Source organism: Rhizobium esperanzae, from assembly GCF_014197615.1.
GTDB lineage: Bacteria > Pseudomonadota > Alphaproteobacteria > Rhizobiales > Rhizobiaceae > Rhizobium > Rhizobium esperanzae_A.
Genome location: NZ_JACIFY010000003.1, coordinates 126,331 through 146,087, shown reverse-complemented (window position 1 = coordinate 146,087; position 19,757 = coordinate 126,331). Strand labels below are relative to the sequence as shown.

Sequence of the window (19,757 nt, the reverse complement as noted above, 5' to 3'; positions counted from 1 at the left end):
TCCCGAGAGCATGATGCCGAAAAGTGTGAGCGGTTTTCGGACAACATCATGCTCTAACTATTTAATTTAGAACAGGATTTGGATTTTAGGCCGACCCGGCCTAAAATCATCCTGTTCTAGACGATCCGCAATCTCAGGCGCTTACCGGCAAGCGGCAGGCGCAGACGGAAGAGTTTTTCCGGCCAGGCCGATCTCAGCCTGAGATCATTCACCTCGATCTCATCGATTTCGATCGTGCCGGCGCCCTCGACGAAAATGCTGCCGAGATCGGCAAGATCGATTTTCTCCGACGTGACGGCCGGCGCGAGGCACGTCATCAGCGACAGCACGGCCGGTTTACCTCCATCATGAGCGTCGACGATCTCGACATGTCGGCCCCGCATCAGGGAAACGGTGCGCCGATAACTGCGCAGATCCGCGTCCGGGGGATAAGCGCCTGATATGTCGAGCGATATGCGCGCACTATCATGGCTGAATTCGACATCGACATCCCTAGCGCCGAAAGCTTCGCCGGCCGACTGCATGATGCCTTCGAAAGTCGGCAGGTTGTGATAGGCCGACTGCATCGTCCATATTTCGTAGCGGCACGGCGAGAAGGTCTTGGCGGCATAGGTCTCGACGCCGACATCGATCAGCAACGGGCGTCCGTTCTTGTAGAGCGTGACGCTGCCGACATCGTTGTGATTATGGCCTTCGCCATTGTTGCCGCCCTTGACCGCGAGCGAAAACTCTCCGTCGCGGGCGACGAAGAGGCCGATGCCGGGATAGAAGATATCGCGCGGGGGTTCCGGACGCGGCTCGGCTGAGGGCAGCGTTCCCACCAGCAATTCCTGCACGCGATACCAGAGGTTCCATTCCCCGGGCAGGTGCGGATTATCCGCTGTCGCCCTGTCGGCTGCGGCGAAATCCGCCAGCATCTCGGAACCAACAGCCTTTCCGAACAGATATTCCCGCGCGCTGCAGGGCTCGACGACGGCGGAGGAATCCGCGAAGTTGAAATAATAGCGGCCGGCCACATGCATGTTGGCGATGTATTCGGCCATGTTGCGGATCTTCGGCTGCCGCCAGATCTTGTCGAACAGGCCGGGTGCCGCGCTATCGAGAACAGTCAGTGCGCCGTGGAGGCAGAGTGCGGCGTGGCGGTAATAGAGCACGCCCTCCTCGCAGGCGCCGTCCTCGGCATAATCCTTGAGGAAGGCATCGAGACTGCCAAGCGCCTTTTCGACGACGGCACGGCGCGTCGGTTGATCGGTGTTCAGCGAGAAGGCGGTCAGCAGGACGTTCTGGCTGATCCAGGCCGTCCAATTGTTCATCCGCTCGCCACCGCGACCCATCCACCAGAAATGCAGGCCGAGATAGGGCGTCAGGATGCGGGTTTCGATCTCGCGTTTCACACGCGCCGCAATCTCCGGGCTGATGCCATCAAGCTCATCGCCCAGCAAGGCGACGATCGTTGCAAGCAGGGCCGCGGTTTCAGCGGCGAAGAGATCGACGACCGGCTGCGAATTGTCAGGCAACGGCAGGCGCGGGCCGCCGCGTTCATAGGCATTATGCGCCGGCAGCTGCCAGCCGCTCTCCTCCGTTATCAGGAAGATGCCGTCGACGATGCCAGGCAGGAACCGGCCGCCGCCTTCGACGAGTTCGCCAAGCACCAGATCGTTGAGCATCCGCCGCCGCGTGAAATAAAGCTCCTCGAAGCGCGAGCGGTTGCCCGTCTCCGTATACTGCCGGTAATCGGAGGCAGTGATGAGAGGCCAGCTGCGCGCAAGCGTGGTTTCGGCATCGCGAAGGACGGCGTTCCGCATCGTCTGCGGCACGGCGTTCCAGATGGCGCGATCCGCAGCGGTAGCGCCGGGAGTGAAATCGCCCAAACTGTCCGGCAACTCTCCTGAAATCTCGCTGAACATGTCCCTCCCCGCATTCGAATAGCCTCGACGCGCAACCGGTCTTCACGTTCACCTATCATATGTTTTCGGCGCCCGCCACAAAATTTGTATGATCTATTCAGAACTTGTTTGACCAATACCGGATATGTGCTATGTCGATGGCAGGAGGAAGAACTGGCGGCATTCGGCCGCCCGGATGTTCCGGATCGAGGATTCGGAAATCTCCGCGAGCCGTCAGCCGCAGAATGTCCGCCCAGGAGGAAGCATCGGTGTCCATATCGAATTCGGCCATCGCAACGGATGGCGTTCCGGCAACGCCCCGCCGGAAGGTCGCCGTCCTGTCCAAGCGCCAGCGCAAGCTGCGCAATGCGCTCGTCGCCTATTCCTTCATCGCGCCGAATTTCCTCGGCTTCGCCGTCTTCACGCTCGGCCCGATCCTCTTCGCCTTCGCGCTCGCCTTCATGCATTGGGACGGCTCGAATGCGATCACATTCGCAGGCCTCGACAATTTCTGGCGTCTCTTCGAGGACAAGGCCTTCATCGCCGCCTTCTGGAATACGGTGATCTATACGGTCGCCTCGGTGCCGGCGACGCTGCTCTGCGCGCTCGGCCTCGCCGTCCTCCTCAACCAGAAGATCGTCGGGCGGAATTTCTTCCGCACCGCCATGTTCTTCCCCTATGTCGCCTCGCTGGTCGCCGTCGCGGTCGTCTGGAACATGATCTTCAACCCCGAGATGGGGCCGGTGAACATGATCCTCTATACGCTCGGCCTCGATCCGAAGAACATGCCGGGATGGGCGGCCGACCGCCATTGGGCGATGGTCACGGTGATCCTCTTCGGCATCTGGAAGAACATGGGCTACTACATGGTCATCTATCTGGCCGGCCTGCAGGGCATCAATGCCGAGCTTTATGAGGCCGCCGATCTCGACGGCGCCAATTCCTGGCAGAAATTCATCCACGTCACCGTGCCGCAGCTCGGGCCGACGACCTTCTTCGTCACCGTCATGCTGACGATCCAGTCCTTCAAGGTGTTCGACCAGATCTTCATGATCACCCAGGGCGGCCCCGGCACCTCGACGCTCGTCCTCGTCTATCACATCTACAACGAGGCCTTCATCTCCTGGGATCTCGGCTATTCCAGCATGGTGTCGCTGGTGCTGTTCTTCCTCGTGCTCGCCGTCACGGTCTTCCAGTTCCGGCGCCAGCGGGAGGACGAGGCATGAGGATCGCCGGACGCAAGATCACCCTCAAGACGGTCCTTCTCTACGCCATCGTGATCACGGTGACGCTGGTCATGCTGATGCCCTTCGCCTGGATGCTCTCGGCCTCCCTGAAGCTCAGCCGCGACGTCTTCGCCTTCCCGATCGAGTGGATACCCTCGCAGCCTCAATGGCAGAACTATGTGGATATCTGGACGAAGATCCCGCTCGCCCTTTTCATCTACAACACTTCGAAGCTGACGATCATCGTCACGCTGCTGCAATTGCTTACCTCCAGCTTCGCGGCCTACGCCTTCGCCAAGCTGAACTTCCCCTACAAGAACACGCTGTTCCTCGGCTATATCGCCACCATCGCCATGCCCTGGCAGGTCTATATGGTGCCGCAATTCCTGCTGATGCGCGAATTCGGCCTCAACAATACGCATCTGGCGCTGATCTGCCTGCAGGCCTTCACCGCCTTCGGCGTCTTCCTGATGCGGCAGTTCTATATGTCGATCCCGACCGAGCTCTGCGAGGCGGCGCGCATCGATGGCATGAACGAGTACCAGATCTGGGCGCGCATCATGCTGCCGCTGTCGAAGCCTGCGCTCTCGACGCTGACGATCTTCACCTTCGTCACCACCTGGAACGACTTCCTCGGGCCGATGATCTATCTCACCAAGACGGAGCTCAAGACCGTCCAGATTGGTCTCCGCATGTTCATCTCGCAATATTCGGCCGAATACGGGCTGATCATGGCGGCCTCCGTCGTCGCCCTCATTCCGGTTCTCGTCGTCTTCCTCTCTCTCCAGCGCTTCTTCGTCGAAGGCATCGCCTCGACGGGACTGAAGGGTTAACCCATGAACGCCGTTTCCTCTGTCGCCCCGCAGCCGATCACCGACGAAGAGGTCAAAGCCGCGCTCGATCTCGCCGTCGCGCAGATCCGCCGCAACCTTCCCGAATTCACCTACGCCTCGCAGAACCATTCGAGTGTCGGAAACTTCTATCCCGCCGTGGCCAACACCCAATGGACCGCCGGCTTCTGGCCGGGCGAGCTGTGGCTCGCCTTCGAGCATAGCGGCGACCCGGTCTTCCGCCATGCTGCGCAAATCCAGGTCCAGTCCTTCCTGCACCGGATCGAAAATCGCATCGAAACCGACCACCACGATATGGGCTTTCTCTATTCGCCCTCCTGCATCGCCGCCTGGAAGCTCGTCGGAGACGAAGACGGGCGCAAGGCTGCGATCCTTGCTGCCGACCAGTTGATCGAGCGCTTCCAGCCGATCGGCCAGTTCATCCAGGCCTGGGGCCACAAGGGCAAGGCGGAGGAATACCGCTACATTATCGATTGCCTCTTGAACCTGCCGCTTCTCTACTGGGCAAGCCGCGAGACCGGCGATCCGAAATATCGCGAGATCGCGCTCATTCACGCCCGCACCACGCTCGCCAATTCGGTCCGCCCTGACGATTCCACCTATCACACCTTCTACATGGACCCGGTCACCGGCGCGCCCGTGCGCGGCGCCACCAAGCAGGGCTACAGGGACGACAGCGCCTGGGCGCGCGGACAGGCCTGGGGCATTGCGGGCATGGCGATCTCCTATCGCTATGAGCGGATCAATGAATATCAAGAAACCTTCGACCGGCTGCTCGCTTTCTATCTCAATCGGCTGCCGGCCGACATGGTGCCCTATTGGGATCTCGTCTTTTCCGATGGCGACGGCGAGCCGCGCGACAGTTCCTCGGCCTCGATCACCGCCTGCGGCCTGCTTGAGATGGCCGATCTCGTCGAGGCGCAAGCCGCCGAGCGCTATCGCACCCTGGCACGGCGCATGATGAAGAGCCTCGCCGATCACTATGCGGTCAGGGACCCCACCGTTTCCAACGGCCTGGTGCTGCACGCCACCTATTCGAAGAAATCGCCCTTCAACACCTGCCGCGGCGAGGGCGTCGATGAATGCGTCTCCTGGGGAGATTATTATTACATGGAAGCTTTGACGCGCCTTTCGCGCCGCTGGTCTTCCTATTGGTGACGTCAGGAGAACCCGATGGCCAGCATTTCGCTTAAAGAGCTGAACAAATCCTACGGCGCGCTCACCGTCGTCCACGATATCGATCTGGAAATCGCCGATAAGGAATTCATCATCCTGGTCGGTCCTTCCGGCTGCGGCAAATCGACGACGCTCAGGATGATCGCCGGCCTCGAGGAAATCTCCGGCGGCGAGCTCCGGATCGGCGGCGACGTGATGAACGACGTCCCCTCCAAGGACCGGGATATCGCCATGGTCTTCCAGAACTATGCGCTCTATCCGCATATGACCGTCTACAAGAACATGGCCTTCGGCCTGCAGCTCCGGAAGGTATCGCGCGATTTCATCGATGCCCAGGTACAGGACGCTGCGAAAATCCTAGACATCACCCATCTCCTGAACCGCAAGCCGAAGGCGCTTTCGGGCGGGCAGCGCCAGCGCGTGGCGCTCGGCCGCGCCATGGTGCGCAATCCCGCCGTCTTCCTGCTCGACGAGCCGCTTTCCAACCTCGACGCCAAGCTGCGCGGCACGATGCGCAGCGAAATCACCAAGCTTCACAAGCGCCTCAACGCCACCTTCATCTATGTCACCCATGACCAGGTGGAGGCCATGACCATGGCCGACCGCATCGTCGTCATGAAGGACGGGCACATCCAGCAGGTCGACACGCCGCAGAACCTCTACGACCGTCCCGTCAACATGTTCGTCGCCGGCTTCATCGGCGCGCCGCAAATGAACATGCTGCCCTCGACCATCCTTCGCCGAGGCGACGGCTACGTCGCGGTCTTCGACGGCCGGGAACTGCCGCTGCCCGCCCATTTCGACAAGGGCAGGATCGCGCCCTATGAGGGCCGCGACGTGGTGCTCGGCATCCGTCCGGAGAATTTCCACGAACTGCCGCCGGCCGATATTCCGGCCGAGAATCTGGCGCCACTGAAGGCGGTGGTGGAGCTAGCCGAACCCATGGGTTCTGAAGTGCACCTGAACATGGTGGCAGGCGGGCGCAATCTCATCGCCCGCGTCTCGCCGCGTTTCTGGCCTGGCATCGGCGAAGAGGCGACGCTGGTCGCCGACATGAGCAATGCGCAGCTGTTCGACAAGGAAACGGAACGCTCGATTCTTTACTGAGGCGCCTGCGGGAGACGGCCATGCAGTGGTTGCGGGACATGTGGACGAAGGAGGGGCCGGGCATTCCGAAGGATGCGCCTGCAAAGACCGGCCTTGCGCTCTTCGCCGACATCCTCGCCCGCGAATGGTGGGAGATGGTCAAGCTGAACATCCTGTTCCTGCTGGTCTCGCTCCTCGTGGTGACGCTGCCGGCAGCACTCGCCGCCATGGCCCGCGTCTCGGTCGCCTTGGTCGAAGACCGCAATACCTATCTGCTCAGGGACTTCACCGAAGCATTCCAGCGATACTTCCTGCGCGCCACCGCCTGGGGCCTCGTCTTGGCGGGCGCGCTTGCAATCGGCGTCCACGCGATCGTCACCTATGCCGCCGGCGCGCGTGATAATCTGATGCTGGCTGCACCGCTCGCGATCGCCCTCGTCGCGACCGCCTTCCTCGCCGTCACCGCCTGCCATCTCACTGTGCTGATGGTGATGCGCGACCTGCCGGCGCTGCGGCTGCTGCGCCTCGCCGCACTCGCCTCCATCGTCCGTCCGCTTCCCGCACTTGCCGCCCTCGCCTTCAATGCAGCGCTGTGGCTGGCGCATATCCTCTTCTATCCGGTTTCCGTCTTCATGCCGGCAACCTTCAATTTTTCACTCGGAATGTTCGCCGTCGCATTCGGCGTCCATCGGACGGCGGTGATGGTTCTGGACTTGCCCCCGCACCGTAAACCGCATGCACCAAACGCTTCATAAAACAACTGATCCAGAGACGATCCAGGGAAGGAGAACAGGAATGTATATGGATAAATTCGGGAGGACGATGAAACTCGCCGTGGCGGGTTTCACCTTGGCCGCAACGACGGCAGGTGCTGCACTTGCCGAGGACGCCGTGACGCTCAAATGGGCTTTGTGGGACTGGGACAAGACAGCCTATTACAAGCCGCTGATCGAGGCCTATCAGGCCAAGCATCCCAACGTGAAGTTCGAACCGATGGATCTCGGCTCGCAGGACTATCAGCAGATGATCTCGACGCAGCTGACCGGCGGCTCGAAAGACATCGACATCGTCACCGTCAAGGACGTGCCGGGCTACACCAACCTGGTCCGCGCCGGCAACATCGCCGATCTCAGCGGCTTCGTGAAGGACCAGAAGATCGATCCGGCGCCCTATGGCGGCCTGATCGAAGAACTGACGATCGACGGCAAGATCTATTCGATACCGTTCCGCTCCGACTTCTGGGTCGTCTATTACAACAAGGACATTTTCGACAAAGCCGGCGTGCCCTATCCGACGAATGACATGACCTGGGCGCAGTTCGACGAGACCGCCGAGAAGCTTGCCGGCGGCATGGGCACCAACAAGACCTATGGCGCGCTGCTGCATACCTGGCGCTCCACCGTCCAGCTGCCCGGCATCCTCGACGGAAAGCACACGCTGGTCGATGGCGATTATGCTTTCCTGAAGCCCTGGTACGAACGGGCGCTCGCCCTGCAGAAAGACGGCGCGATCCCCTCCTACGCCTTCCTGAAGACGTCGAACACGCATTATTCGGCGCTTTTCTTCAACGGCACGATCGGCATGCTGCCGATGGGGACCTGGTTCGTCGGCACCCAGATCACCAAGGTGAAGTCGGGTGAATCGAAGAGCAAGAACTGGGGCATCGTGAAGTTCCCGCATCCGGACGGCATTGCGGCCGGCACGACGGCGGCGCAAATCTCGGGCCTCGCGGTCAACGCCAATTCCGAACATAAGGAAGCCGCGCTCGATTTCATCAAGTTCGTCACCGGCCCCGAGGGCGCAGCCGTCATCGCCTCGACCGGCACCTTCCCAGCGCTCAAGACCGCTGACGTCAGCGCCAAGATCGCGGCAACGCCCGGCTTCCCCGAGGACGCGGCCAGCAAGGAAGCGCTGATACCCTCGAAGGCCTATCTGGAAATGGCGGTCAACCCGAACGCCGCCAAGATCGAGGTAGTGCTCAACCGGGCACATGACGCGATCATGACCGACAACACCTCCATCGACGACGGGCTGAAGGAAATGACCGAAGGCGTGAAGGCCATCAAGTAAGCCTCACGCGATATCAACGGCCGCGGGCCAGCATCCGGCCCGCGGCCGATCCTGTTTTTAAGTATCGAGCTGACGATGATTTATGATCCCGCCAGGGCCAACCCGCTTTTCGGCAATCCCCTGAGGACCCGCGACGACCTCGCCAAGGCCGTCAACGATCTCTTCGCGCCGCTCCTGCCCTATTTTTCCGAAGGCGGCGCCCGCGTACGCCTCGGTGCAGCCGGCGCGATCTTCGACCGGGCGGCGGCTGACCTGGAAGGGTTTGCCCGGCCGCTCTGGGGCATCGTTCCCCTTGCTGCCGGCGGCGGAGATTTTCCGCATTGGGATCTCTATCGGCGGGGCCTTGCAAACGGCACCAATCCCGCCCATCCCGAATATTGGGGCGATCTCGCCGACCGCAACCAGCGGCTCGTCGAGCTTGCCGCCGTCGGCTTCGCGCTGGCGCTCGTGCCCGAACATATCTGGGAGCCGCTTGACGACAGTCAGAAGAAGACTGTTGCTGCCTATCTGCTTGCGGCGCGCGAACTGGAATTCATCGATAACAACTGGAAATTCTTCCGCGTCCTCATCGATCTCGGGCTGGAGCGCGTCGGCGTGGCGTTCGACCACGGCAAAACCGTCGCCTATCTCGACGAGTTGGAAGCCTTCGACCTCAGCGACGGCTGGTATCGCGACGGGCCGGTCAGGCGGGTCGACCACTACATTCCCTTCGCCATGCATTTCTACGGCCTGATCTACACCGTGCTGGCGCGGGGCGATGAAGCGCGCAAGGAGCGCTTCCGCAATCGCGCCCGAACCTTTGCCGGGGATATCCGCCACTGGTTCGGCCCCGATGGCGCCGCCCTCGCCTTCGGCCGCAGCCAGGCCTACCGCTTCGCGGCCGGCGGCTTCTGGGGCTCGCTCGCGTTAGCAGGGGTGGAAGCGCTGCCCTGGGCTGAGATCAAGGGCTATTACATGCGCCATATCCGCTGGTGGTCGGCGATGCCGATCGCCGATCGCGACGGCGTTCTTTCTGTCGGCTACGGCTATCCGAACCTGTTGATGAGCGAGAGCTACAACTCGCCCGGCTCGCCCTATTGGGCGCTGAAATTCTTCCTGCCGCTCGCCCTTGCCGCCAATCATCCGTTCTGGACCGCTGCGGAAGCGCCGCAGCCTGTTTTCCCGGAGCCAGTCGCCCTGAAGCAAGCGGGAATGGTCGCCATGCACACGCCGGGAAACGTCGTCGTGCTTTCCTCCGGCCAGCAGCACGACAAGATGCGCGGCGCCAACGAGAAATATTCGAAATTCGTCTATTCCACCCGCTACGCCTTCAACATCGAAGCCGACGACCGGAATTTTGCCGCCGCAAGCTTCGACGGCATGCTCGGCCTCTCCGATGACGGCGTCCATTTCCGCATGCGTGAAATCATGGAGGAGGCGCTGATCGCAGGCGACCGGCTCTATTCCCGCTGGCGTCCCTGGAGCGATGTCGCCATCGAGACCTGGCTGCTTCCGGCAAATCCCTGGCACATCCGCATCCACCGCATCGCGACCTCGCGCGCGCTCAGCAGCATCGAGGGCGGCTTTGCGATCGAACGCGCCGATTTCAATGCCGATCGCTCCGAACAGGCGGAAGGCCGGGCCGTCTGGTATGGACAGACCGACATCAGCGCGATCATGGATTTATCGCTTCGTCCGAGGGCCGGACATACGATCAGCCCGATCCCGAATACCAACCTCATCCACGCCAAAACGCTGCTGCCGCAGCTGCGCGGCGAAATCGCTCCTGGAACTACGGTGCTCGTGACCGCGGCAATGGCGCTGCCGAGCCGCGAGGATTGGGCAAAGGCGCTTAACAGCCCGCCCGCCTGCCCTCGCCTCGACGAACTCGAACGGCTCTTTAGCGAAAAAGGCATGCGGGTGCCAGCATTCGCCCTTCAGTCGTAGCTCGGGATCGGGGACAGGATACGGCGAAGCCACCGGCTTCCGCAATGACCCGTCGGCAAGCCTCGGCTATAATATATTATAGTTACTTGTAATTATATTTACACTCTCGACAGACAGTAAGAATGCCTCCTTAAATTCAATATTATTGGACTGATATTCAACCAATTCCAGTGGTATATTCCGCTTTCAATTTCAGACCATGAGGAGGACGCAATGCCGACCATAATGATCTGTCACGACGTCAAAGACACGAAACACTGGCTCGCCTCACCTGTTCGCAAGCAGGTATTGGAACCCGTTGGCGTCACGAATATCCGTACGTTTACAGACCCTCGAATGTCCAATCACGTCGGTTTGGTCATGGACGTTGCTGACATGGAAAAGTTGATGGCTTTCATGCAGACCAAGGCAGCCGCCGATGCCATGGCGAGTGACGGCGTCTTGCCCGAGACCTTGATGTTCCTGGTTCAATCCTGACACACATCTCGGCGAGATTTGGAAATGCAACGCGGGAGGATGACATGACGACGTTATTTGTGAGGCACGAAGTCTCCGACTATGCCACTTGGCGCAAGATATATGATGCGTTTCGTCAGGTGCAAAAAGCCAATGGCGTTATGGCGGAAGCCGTCTATCGGGCCACCGACAATCCGAACGACATTACCGTTACGCACGAATTTGCCACGCTGGAAGCGGCTCAGGCCTTCGGCAAGCTGGAAGAACTGAAGGCGGCGATGCAAAAGGGAGGCGTGCTCGGCACTCCGACCGTCTGGTTTGCCAATAAAACATGAAATAGGCCAAAATGCTCTCGCTGGTGAGCGATGGAGGCCGTTGCGGCCGCTCTCTGCAGAGCGGGTGCAGCCAATGGCGTTCTATTGCCCATTCCCGATATCGCGCAGGAGAGCTAGGCCGCGCTGGTATTTTTCGGTTTTCTTGCCGGTCTGTTCGGCCTGCCGGAGATTGTCTTCGAGGTCAGCCTGTTTGACCGGCAGGGCCAGCGGGTTTGATGCGGCACGCCTGACGAAGTCATCGTCCGGCTCGTCCGGCCGCTGTGTCAAAGCATCCACCGCGGAGATAATCGCCGATGGAAAACCTTCCTCTCTCAGCCTATCGAGCGTCCACCCGCTTCCCTTTTCGACGACGTCATGAAGGTAGGCGACCATTCGCGTCTCGTCGCCGGAAACGAGAAGTGCCACCCGTTGGCAGTGTTCGAAGAACGGCCGGCCGGTTTTGTCCGCCTGACCTTCATGCGCTGCGAGAGCGATTTGGATGGCGTGGTCGAGATGCTGCATGGGATCACGGCCCCGCGGTCTTCCTGATCTTCGGCTGCGGCGGCCTTTCGCCCGTGATCTCGATATCAGGCACGCGAACCCCGGCTATCCCGAGCTTTACCGGCGGATCGAAATCGCCGCTCTCACCGGCGCCTTGAAGCAGGGCGGCATCATCCCTGTCGTCTTCATCGAGCAGGTCTTGCAGCGTCTCATGCTCATCCTCGCCGGCCAGTTCGTCGCAGGCTTGAAGCCAATGACGCTGGTCGGCGCCGTCCGGGCGGCCCTCGGCCTCCCAGATTTCGTAAGCGCGGCGACGGATCTGCTCGTGCTTGTCTATAGCCATGATCGCCTCCAGGCACATTTGAAGCAGCCGGTCAGGGCGTATTGATGGTCGGGAGAAAAACCTCCACCTGTTTACGTTCATCCTTTGAAAGCGTCTCCACCCGTTCCTTCCAGAACCGCTCGGCCTCCGGCGGATCCTCTTCCCATTGGCGGACATCGGTGATGTTGTCGTCAATTTTGGACCGGCGGCGGCCGCCAAGGCTGAGATATTCCTTCGCAAGCTTCAGGCTGGGGGTTTCGGTGTCACAACCGCCGCCTAGCGCCGAACTCGCGTTGCGCCGAGCCGCTTCCATTGCCCGGTTGCGATCGGCCTCGGCACGTTCCGTGTCAGCGGAACGTGCGTCGTCGGTAGCGCTCTCGGGCGGGACGTTGGATCTGGAAGTCGCCATGGATCACCTTTCGCTGTTGTGGTTCAATAACCTCCGCAGGCGGCGAGAGTTCCGCGAGGGTCGCGTGTGACCTGAAAAGAGCGATCGAGCTTGGGCCGCCGGCCTGCCATCAATGAACAGCCATGCTCACCATCCGATAGGGGTGGACGGCCTCGAACTGCGAGAGCATCGCCGTTGCCTGCTGCAGGACGAGTTCGGCATTATCGGGATCATCGCGGGCGAGTTCATCGGCGTTGATACGGATCGCTTCGGCCATGTCGTTGGAAATTGCTGCGAAATGCATGTTGCCCTCGACCAGCGCCTCACGCGCAGTACATTCCAGCATACGCGCGATATCGACGAAGATTTCCTCGCGTTCCTCGATACTGAGGTCTCTGATTAGACTGGTGATTTCTTCCATTTCAGTCACTCCAAGAGATGCGGGAAGCGGCCGAGCTCATTGAGCCTCGATCACCAACGAGCAGAAAACACCGAAATCCGGTTCAAACCTCGGTGTGGCTTGCCCCTTTCAACGCGAGGGCAACAGCCATCCATTATTTCGAACGCAGGAGCCGATCTTCGGTTCCCCGAGGGGCCGGATTGGAGCGCGCAAACGGGAATATGGTGAGCTGCAGAATAGCCGCAGCAAGCCGCTATGCATAAAGGATGGCGTCAGCGCAGGGGCGGCCCGGAGGTTTTCCCCCGGAAAACGGTCATCTGTTCCTGCTGCACTTCATTGTCGCCGTTCAGAACGGCGCGCCAAAGCCTGTTGCCGAGCCGGAGCGACACCCGCGTGGTCCCCGCGTGTTCAGCGGTGCCGATTTCCACGGTACTGACGACGGAGCCATGTCGCATGTGACGGCGGAGGTCGGCTAGCGACAGTCCGAAGCGCTCCGCAAGTTCGGATGACTCCAGAATGAAATCCCCATTCGGATCACGTTCGATCAACACCGGCCTATTCCCCGCTTTGCTTCACATGTCTTCGACAATCGGTTACGCCACCGCCGAGATCGGGGCGCTGTCGTTCGGCAGCAACCGCGCCACGGCACTCAGAAGATCGGTCTGCGAGATCAGGCCGAGAATCCGGTAATCGTCATCGACGATGATGACGGCATGCGTGCGCCCGTCCGTCAGAACGGGCAGCAGTGACAGGGCCGGATCCGAAGGCTTTGCCACTGCCGGTTTTGAAATCGCGCCTGCGATCGTATCGATGCTGGTCGACAATTCCCGCAAGCCGACGCTGCCGATGAGGCGGCCCTCCGGATCCTTTACGGGCAGCGTACGGATATTATGCTTCAAAAGCAGGTGACGTGCGGCATCCGGTTCGGCGGCTTGGCCGACCGCAATCACGTCCCGGGACATGATATCGGCACAGCTGATCTTGCCGTTTGAGCGGATCGCCGCCTGCAGCTCGACCTGCTGCAGCAGCCGGCCGAGATCGGCGCGATCGATATCGAAAGTTTCATCGAGCGCGGCAAGGGCGGCATCGACGTCCTCCTCACGAAAACCTACCCGCACGGCGGACGGCAGGTCGATCGTGCGATGGGTGTTTTCCGCGGGTTTCGGAACGACATGCGGATAGTTCCGCCTGGAAAGCTTGTGGAACAGCAGGCCGAGGCCGACGAGAATACAGGAGTTCAAGGCAACCGGCACGAAGGGAAAGAGAAATCCCCAGCCGGCGACGACAGGACCGCCGAGCACGGCGGTCAGCGCCGCCGCGCCTCCCGGCGGATGCAGGCATCGTGTAAAAGACATCGCGCCGATGGCAAGCGACACCCCGACGCCGGTCGCGATGATCGGATCGCGGATGAAATAGGCGGCGATGATCCCCATCAGGGCGGAAATGGTATTACCGCCGATGATCGACCACGGCTGCGCAAGCGGGCTGGCCGGCACCGCGAAAAGAAGCACGGCAGAGGCGCCCATCGGCGCGACGATCAAAGGAAGATGCGGCCCCTGCCCGAACAGATAACCGCTGATGACGCCGGTGAGGCCGATGGCCACTAAAGCGCCGAGACATGCGATCAACCGCTCCCGCAAGGTCGCGCCGGCCAAGATCGGTGAAAACAGACGGAAGCGCCGGAAGCGACTCGGTCCCACCTTCGGGGAAACGGGATACTGCATGACTAGACCAATTTTGAGCGAGGATTATCCGGCGGATTGAGGGAAAGGTGAGGACTAGTTTGTTGCCAGCCTGATATCTCTGCCTTTTCTAGCGCTGAGAACTTCGTGGAATGCGTTGAATGCGCTTGGGTGATCGTTCTTGCGGGAGATAAGCAGCGTCTCGACGAGCCCCAGCTGGTGGGTCTGAACAGAGGTCGGCCAGGGCATGAGGTCGAGAACGGATCTCGGCATGACGCCGGCGGCCTTGCCGGTCGCAACGCTCGCCAGGATCGCATGGTAGGAGCCGAGTTCGCTGGTCGGCAGGGCGCTCGATTTGCGCGCCCAGTTTTCGGCGATCCTGCGATAGGTGCAGCCGGGTTCCAAAGCGGCAATCGAACCGACGCGAAGGTCGGCAGCCGACTTGATCGCGGGATGCCCGGACGGCAGCACGATCAACAGCTCTTCGACAAAGACCGGCTCCATATCAAGCGCCTTGAGCCCGGCCTCGAAATCCGCATCTTCCCCGCGCATCGCCTTCGGCGGACGAGCAATCAGCGCGCAATCCAGCGCATCGCCCACGACGGCGCGGGCAAGATCGCGGGATGCGCCCATCGTCAGATGAAGCGACACATCAGGCCACATCCGGTTGAACTGCGTCAGCGCTGCCGGCAGCCGGCTCGCCGCCGTGCTTTCCATCGTGCCGACACGCAATGTCCCCGACGGGGCGAGAGGCCGCACAGCCTGGCGCGCTTCCAGCGCAAGCGCCATCAGCCGGTCGGCATAGGCAAGGAACGTCTCACCCTCCCGCGTCAATGTCATCTTCTTGCCGTCGCGGCTGAAGAGGGAAACGTTGAGATCCTCCTCCAGTTGCTGGATGCGCGTCGTCACATTCGACGGCACCCGCCCGACGGCCTTGGCAGCTTTGGTAACGCTGCGGTCCCTGGCGACAGCGAGAAAGATTTCGATCGACGAAAGATCCAAGGAAAAAATCTCATTTCCGGAATTATGGAGAAGGATAATTCTCTATATAAAAATCATCGCCGCAGCTCAAGCCAGTTCGGCACCGAAAATCGCTTGTCACTGCATCCACGCGATACGCTGCATGTTCTGGCGATCCTGCAGGACACGAAGCGCCTGCATCAGCTCGGGCGCCATCTTGCGGATCTCGAACAGATGGGCACTTGCCAGCCGGTCAAGCGCACCCTCTGCCTTGCTGGTGAGACGAACGAATTGCTTGCTGGGACCTGCTGCCGCGGGATCGGTTTCGATATAGGCCTTGCCGACGAACTCTTGAACGAGGCCATCCGCCACCTTCCGGTCCATGAGAAGACGCTCGGCCAGCATCCGCGTGCTCATCTTCTTGCCCGCCGGTTGCCCCTTTATCGCGAGCAGCGCCTGATGCTGTTGCGGCGTAAGGCCAAGCCTTTGTGCCTCCTTCGCACTGAATTGCCGGAACCGGCGGATGCGATAGCGCAAATTGGCCAAAGCCTCGTAATCTCCCTCGTGGAGACGCTCCTGCTGCTTCATCGCCATATCACCTCCAGCTTTTGCCGTGCGTTACGTCCGTATCGCGAGGTGTTTCGGTTGCTCGAGCGGACCGAAACGGTTGCCGAAAAAAGGATCGCGACGCCGAGGAAATAGCCAGGCAAGCCGCGACGTTGCCTCTGGCGCATGACATTTCAAGCGTTTGAGGCTGGCACGGGGTTTGCATCGGCAATTCCATCTGCAGATCGATCGGCGCCGACCCATGTTGCATCTTGTCCTGACCTGTCTTCTTCTCAGTATCGCTTCCGGCTTGAGCATGCGGCGCTTTCTGCTGCCATATTTCCCGGGCGGCGATCTCGCCGAGAAGTCTGCGCCCGTGACGATCGTCGCAAGCGCCGTCTTCCTGGCGACACTGGCATTCACCGTCTCCGATCAGGACCTTTGGGCGAAATCCGCCATCCTGATGATCGGCCTGTTCCTGGCGGCCACGTTCGATGATGGACGACCCAAGCTGACGATCGCTCTCTCCGTCCTCAGCCTGGCGGCTTATCTCGGCTTACGTTCGATCAACTGAGTCATCCGGCTTTTCCAGGCGACGGCAGCAGCCTATTTGGCGGTATCGAAGCCCCTGTCGAGATGCTGCATCCAAAGACGAAAATCGTTGGCGAGCAGGGCCACATCATACAGCCACTCCGCCCACAAAAGCTCCCAACGGCCTGCTTTTCGATTATTAAGCAAGGCATGAACCCTTATCCTGAGATTTTCAAAAGCCTCATCGGCAGGATATGGTGTCGAGTGGTGCAATGTGGGCTGCAATCTTTCCATGGAGCTTACTCCTCTATGATCGATACACATCAGATATATCGTATTACGACATATTTTCAAGGTGCCGCGGAATGCGTTCAAGAGCTACCGCAGCGGCCCCTCGATCGGCTGGCTATCACACTCAGCCATAGCCCAATCCAGACCGCTCGATACAATTGACTGGCGATGCCCGCGCAAAAACAACGATCCACCAAATCCCGGCCGCTTTCGGCAAACAAAGCCTGAGCCTGCCTCTACAGTGATTGCAGCGCGCACGGCCTGCATCTGCAGGAGTCGGCTGCTAGCGAGAGCTTGCTCATCAGCCTGTGAGGATCTGCCATGAAGACCTACAAGATCGCCCTTCTGCCAGGAGACGGCATCGGCCGCGACGTGACGGAAGCAGCCACGACAGTGCTCGAAAAGGTGGCGGCGCGAAACGGATTTTCGCTCGCGACATCAAGCTATCCCTGGTCATGCGACTACTGTCTGGAGCATGGCAGCATGATGCCCGGCGATGGCATCGAAACGCTGCGTTCCTTCGATGCCATTCTGCTCGGCGCCGTCGGATGGCCGCGCAAAGTGCCCGATTCCGTGTCGCTGCACGGACTTCTGCTGCCGATCCGCAAGGCTTTCGTGCAATATGCCAACATTCGTCCGCATCGACTGCTGCCGGGCGTGCAGGGACCGTTGCGGTCGGAGAATTTCGACATCCTCTGCATTCGTGAAAATACCGAAGGCGAATATTCCGGCGCCGGCGGCCGCGTCCATCAGGGGACCGACAGCGAGGTGGCTGTGGAAACCTCGATCTTCACCCGCAAGGGGGTCGAGCGCATCCTGCGTTTCGGTTTCGAGCAGGCGCGTGCGCGGCGCGGCAAGCTGGCCTCGGTGACCAAGTCCAACGCGCAGAAATACTCGATGGTTTTCTGGGACGAAATTACGGAGAGGCTTTCGGCGGACTATCCCGATGTCGAGGTGACCAGCTATCATATCGACGCCATGGCCGCCCGGATGGTCATGGCGCCGGAGAGCCTCGATGTCGTCGTCGCTTCCAACCTGTTCGGCGACATCCTGACCGATCTCGGCGCCGCCATTCAGGGCGGGCTCGGCTTTGCGGCGTCGGCCAACATCAATCCCGATCGGTCGGCGCCGTCCATGTTCGAGCCCGTCCACGGCTCCGCGCCTGACATCGCCCATCTCGGCATCGCCAACCCGATCGCCGCCATCTGGTCGGGCGCAATGATGCTGGAGCATCTGGGAGAAACGGCGGCAGCCGGAAAGGTGATGGCCGCAATCGAGGCGACGACGGCGCGCGGCATCGGCTCAGTCCCCGGCAAGGACAAGACGGACGCAATCACGTCGTCGGTGCTTTCGGCGCTCGACTAATGGACGTCGCCCGGACGTATGCTCTGTTCCGGGATAATGACAGGCATTTGGCCGCACCTCAGGGCATTGCGGCAAGCGACGGTTTCAATCATCATCGTGATGGTGATGCGATGGAAGCTCGAGGCCGAACGTATCGACGAGATCGGCCACCTGCGCCGGGCTGAGGAAACGCGGATTGAGGTTGCGCAACAAGAGATAGAGCTTCGCCGTCTCCTCCAGTTCCTCGGTCGCGAAGACTGCCGCCTCCAGGCTGTCGCCGGCAACGACAGGTCCGTGGTTGGCCAGAAGCACCGACGAATACTTGCCCGCCAGCCCGCGGATGGCGTCGGCCACTGCCGGATCGCCCGGACGATAATACGGCACCAGTGCGGTTTCGCCGGCGCGCATCAGATAATATGGCGTCATCGGCGGCAGGACGGCGCGCGGATCGATCTCCGGCAGCATGGTCAGCGCCACCGCATGGGTAGAATGAAGATGGACGATGGCGCGGGCGCTGCCGCGCGTATCGTAGAGAGCAGTGTGCAGCGGAATTTCCTTGGTCGGCTTGTCGCCGGCGAGCAGCCGGCCTTCGGCATCGAGCCTGGAGATCCGGGCCGGATCGAGAAAACCGAGCGAGGCGTTGGTCGGCGTCACCAGCCAGCCACCGTCATCGAGCCGCAACGATATGTTGCCCGACGAACCGGGCGTCAGTCCGCGCTCGAACAGCGAGCGGCCGTATCGGCAGATTTCTTCACGCTGGCGCGCGTCGGACATGACAATTCCTCCAATATTAAGCGGTGGCCCCTTCGATCAGTTCAAAACCGAGATCGACGGTCTGGGGCGGCGCGTTGGCGACGACCAGTTGTGCGGCTATCTTTCCGGTCGCCACGCGCGGCGTGCGGATGGTCGACAGGGGCTGCGGCATTGCCCGGCCGATATCGAGGCCGTTATAGCCGAAAATAGCGAGCTTCGAGGGAACGGCGATCCCCTCGGCCAGACAGTGAAAATAGCCGCCGAGCGCCATATCGTCGTTGGAGAAATAGACCGCATCGAGATCGCTCGCCCGGGCAAGCAGCCTCTGCAGCCCCAGCCTGCCGTTTTCCACGGACGAAGCATCGGCGACAATTTCGCGGGCGACGAGGGGAGCGCCACGAGCTTCGAGCGTTTCGCAAAAACTTGAAAACCGCTTGCCGGCACGGGTGTCGCGATTGAGGTCGTGACCGACATAGCCGATCCGGCGATAGCCGCGTTCGAGCAGGAAGGCGGCGCTCTCCCGGCCGGCCGCGCGGTTCGAGAAGCCGACGGCGATATCGAGCGCATCGCCGTCCAAGTCGAGCAGTTCCACGACCCGGCACCCGCTGGCGCGCAGCATCTTCACTGTCCCCTCGGTATGTTCGTATCCCGCCAGCATGACCGCCGCCGGCCGCCAGGCGAGCATCGCGGCGGCGAGCTCTTCCTCCTTGGCCGGATCATAATCGGTGACGGAAAACACCGCCTGGTACCGGTTTTCCTCCAGAACGGCGCTGGCGCCGCGCAGCACATCGGGGAAGACGATGTTGGACAGCGAGGGAATGACGAAGGCAACGAGACGCGAACCGGTGGAGGCCAGCGTCCCCGCGATCCGGTTCGGCACATAGCCGAGCCGCTCGACGGCGGCCATCACCCGCTCCCGTGTCTTGCCGGAAAACGAGCCGTGATTGCGCAGCACGCGCGACACCGTGCTCTCACCGACACCGGCCGCTTCCGCGACCTCGGCAAGGGTTACCGCCACCTGCTGTTTCAATTCCATCACCACGTTTGA

At 61.0% G+C, this 19,757-nt stretch carries 23 protein-coding genes; 11 read left to right on the top strand and 12 right to left on the bottom strand.

All coding sequences use genetic code 11. The features are described from left to right. Positions 1–116: 116 nt before the first annotated feature. Entirely contained in the window at positions 117–1,907 is a 1,791-nt protein-coding gene (locus GGD57_RS05535; RefSeq protein WP_184467650.1) for a heparinase II/III domain-containing protein, read from the bottom strand. Positions 1,908–2,131: 224 nt separating this feature from the next. On the opposite strand from GGD57_RS05535, the gene GGD57_RS05530 reads away from it, so the two are divergent. From GGD57_RS05530 to GGD57_RS05490, 9 genes are all read left to right on the top strand, one after another. Further along, positions 2,132–3,112 carry a carbohydrate ABC transporter permease gene (locus tag GGD57_RS05530; RefSeq protein ID WP_184467648.1) on the top strand — a complete coding sequence of 327 codons (981 nt, stop codon included), beginning with the start codon at positions 2,132–2,134 and terminating at the stop codon, positions 3,110–3,112. Further along, the gene (locus tag GGD57_RS05525) at positions 3,109–3,945 is read left to right on the top strand and encodes a carbohydrate ABC transporter permease (protein ID WP_088684143.1); all 837 of its coding nucleotides are present in this window, start codon (positions 3,109–3,111) and stop codon (positions 3,943–3,945) included. Before GGD57_RS05530 ends, GGD57_RS05525 begins: the two co-directional genes overlap by 4 nt. 3 nt (positions 3,946–3,948) lie before the next feature. Next, positions 3,949–5,121 (top strand): glycoside hydrolase family 88 protein, encoded by a 1,173-nt coding sequence (locus GGD57_RS05520; protein WP_184467646.1) that lies wholly within the window; start codon positions 3,949–3,951, stop codon positions 5,119–5,121. A gap of 15 nt (positions 5,122–5,136) precedes the next feature. Continuing rightward, positions 5,137–6,246, top strand: a complete 1,110-nt coding sequence (locus GGD57_RS05515) for an ABC transporter ATP-binding protein (RefSeq protein ID WP_184467644.1) — start codon at positions 5,137–5,139, stop codon at positions 6,244–6,246. Positions 6,247–6,266: 20 nt separating this feature from the next. Then, positions 6,267–6,980 carry a DUF624 domain-containing protein gene (locus tag GGD57_RS05510; protein ID WP_184467642.1) on the top strand — a complete coding sequence of 238 codons (714 nt, stop codon included), beginning with the start codon at positions 6,267–6,269 and terminating at the stop codon, positions 6,978–6,980. Between the two features lie 40 nt (positions 6,981–7,020). Further along, positions 7,021–8,295, top strand: a complete 1,275-nt coding sequence (locus GGD57_RS05505) for an ABC transporter substrate-binding protein (protein WP_184467640.1) — start codon at positions 7,021–7,023, stop codon at positions 8,293–8,295. A 75-nt stretch (positions 8,296–8,370) separates the two neighbouring features. Continuing rightward, positions 8,371–10,221: a DUF2264 domain-containing protein gene (locus tag GGD57_RS05500; RefSeq protein WP_184467638.1), complete on the top strand. Its 1,851-nt coding sequence runs from the start codon at positions 8,371–8,373 to the stop codon at positions 10,219–10,221. Positions 10,222–10,434: 213 nt separating this feature from the next. Next, complete coding sequence (locus GGD57_RS05495; RefSeq protein ID WP_184467637.1) at positions 10,435–10,698, top strand: hypothetical protein; 264 nt, start codon at positions 10,435–10,437, stop codon at positions 10,696–10,698. Between the two features lie 44 nt (positions 10,699–10,742). Next, positions 10,743–11,012, top strand: coding sequence for an antibiotic biosynthesis monooxygenase (locus GGD57_RS05490; RefSeq protein WP_184467635.1), 270 nt, complete (start codon positions 10,743–10,745; stop codon positions 11,010–11,012). 81 nt (positions 11,013–11,093) lie between these two features. On the opposite strand, the gene GGD57_RS05485 is transcribed toward GGD57_RS05490, so the two are convergent. The 8 genes from GGD57_RS05485 to GGD57_RS05450 all read right to left on the bottom strand — a co-directional run bounded on the left by GGD57_RS05485 (position 11,094) and on the right by GGD57_RS05450 (position 15,838). Further along, complete coding sequence (locus GGD57_RS05485; protein WP_184467633.1) at positions 11,094–11,513, bottom strand: HD domain-containing protein; 420 nt, start codon at positions 11,511–11,513, stop codon at positions 11,094–11,096. 4 nt (positions 11,514–11,517) lie between these two features. Continuing rightward, positions 11,518–11,835, bottom strand: coding sequence for a DUF2934 domain-containing protein (locus GGD57_RS05480; protein WP_184467631.1), 318 nt, complete (start codon positions 11,833–11,835; stop codon positions 11,518–11,520). Positions 11,836–11,866: 31 nt separating this feature from the next. Then, the gene (locus GGD57_RS05475) at positions 11,867–12,223 is read right to left on the bottom strand and encodes a hypothetical protein (protein ID WP_184467629.1); all 357 of its coding nucleotides are present in this window, start codon (positions 12,221–12,223) and stop codon (positions 11,867–11,869) included. 109 nt (positions 12,224–12,332) lie between these two features. Then, a complete protein-coding gene (locus tag GGD57_RS05470; protein WP_184467627.1) occupies positions 12,333–12,623 on the bottom strand; it encodes a hypothetical protein in 291 nt (96 codons plus the stop codon). A gap of 251 nt (positions 12,624–12,874) precedes the next feature. Continuing rightward, positions 12,875–13,153: a DUF6522 family protein gene (locus tag GGD57_RS05465; RefSeq protein ID WP_184467625.1), complete on the bottom strand. Its 279-nt coding sequence runs from the start codon at positions 13,151–13,153 to the stop codon at positions 12,875–12,877. A 42-nt stretch (positions 13,154–13,195) separates the two neighbouring features. Continuing rightward, positions 13,196–14,326 carry an HPP family protein gene (locus GGD57_RS05460; RefSeq protein WP_184467623.1) on the bottom strand — a complete coding sequence of 377 codons (1,131 nt, stop codon included), beginning with the start codon at positions 14,324–14,326 and terminating at the stop codon, positions 13,196–13,198. Positions 14,327–14,380: 54 nt separating this feature from the next. Further along, positions 14,381–15,286: a LysR substrate-binding domain-containing protein gene (locus GGD57_RS05455; RefSeq protein WP_184467621.1), complete on the bottom strand. Its 906-nt coding sequence runs from the start codon at positions 15,284–15,286 to the stop codon at positions 14,381–14,383. 96 nt (positions 15,287–15,382) lie between these two features. Beyond that, complete coding sequence (locus GGD57_RS05450; protein ID WP_348645953.1) at positions 15,383–15,838, bottom strand: MarR family winged helix-turn-helix transcriptional regulator; 456 nt, start codon at positions 15,836–15,838, stop codon at positions 15,383–15,385. A gap of 214 nt (positions 15,839–16,052) precedes the next feature. Here GGD57_RS05450 and GGD57_RS05445 point away from each other — a divergent pair, with 214 nt between their 5' ends. Beyond that, positions 16,053–16,364 (top strand): hypothetical protein, encoded by a 312-nt coding sequence (locus GGD57_RS05445; RefSeq protein WP_184467619.1) that lies wholly within the window; start codon positions 16,053–16,055, stop codon positions 16,362–16,364. A gap of 32 nt (positions 16,365–16,396) precedes the next feature. Here GGD57_RS05445 and GGD57_RS05440 read toward each other — a convergent pair whose 3' ends face one another. Next, the gene (locus GGD57_RS05440) at positions 16,397–16,615 is read right to left on the bottom strand and encodes a hypothetical protein (RefSeq protein ID WP_184467617.1); all 219 of its coding nucleotides are present in this window, start codon (positions 16,613–16,615) and stop codon (positions 16,397–16,399) included. Positions 16,616–16,933: 318 nt separating this feature from the next. On the opposite strand from GGD57_RS05440, the gene GGD57_RS05435 reads away from it, so the two are divergent. Continuing rightward, positions 16,934–17,977, top strand: a complete 1,044-nt coding sequence (locus GGD57_RS05435) for a tartrate dehydrogenase (protein WP_184467615.1) — start codon at positions 16,934–16,936, stop codon at positions 17,975–17,977. Between the two features lie 84 nt (positions 17,978–18,061). Here the strand turns inward: GGD57_RS05435 and GGD57_RS05430 are convergent, their stop codons facing one another. Then, complete coding sequence (locus GGD57_RS05430) at positions 18,062–18,730, bottom strand: aldolase (protein ID WP_184467613.1); 669 nt, start codon at positions 18,728–18,730, stop codon at positions 18,062–18,064. A 16-nt stretch (positions 18,731–18,746) separates the two neighbouring features. Beyond that, positions 18,747–19,745: a LacI family DNA-binding transcriptional regulator gene (locus GGD57_RS05425; RefSeq protein ID WP_184468011.1), complete on the bottom strand. Its 999-nt coding sequence runs from the start codon at positions 19,743–19,745 to the stop codon at positions 18,747–18,749. Positions 19,746–19,757 lie beyond the last annotated feature (12 nt).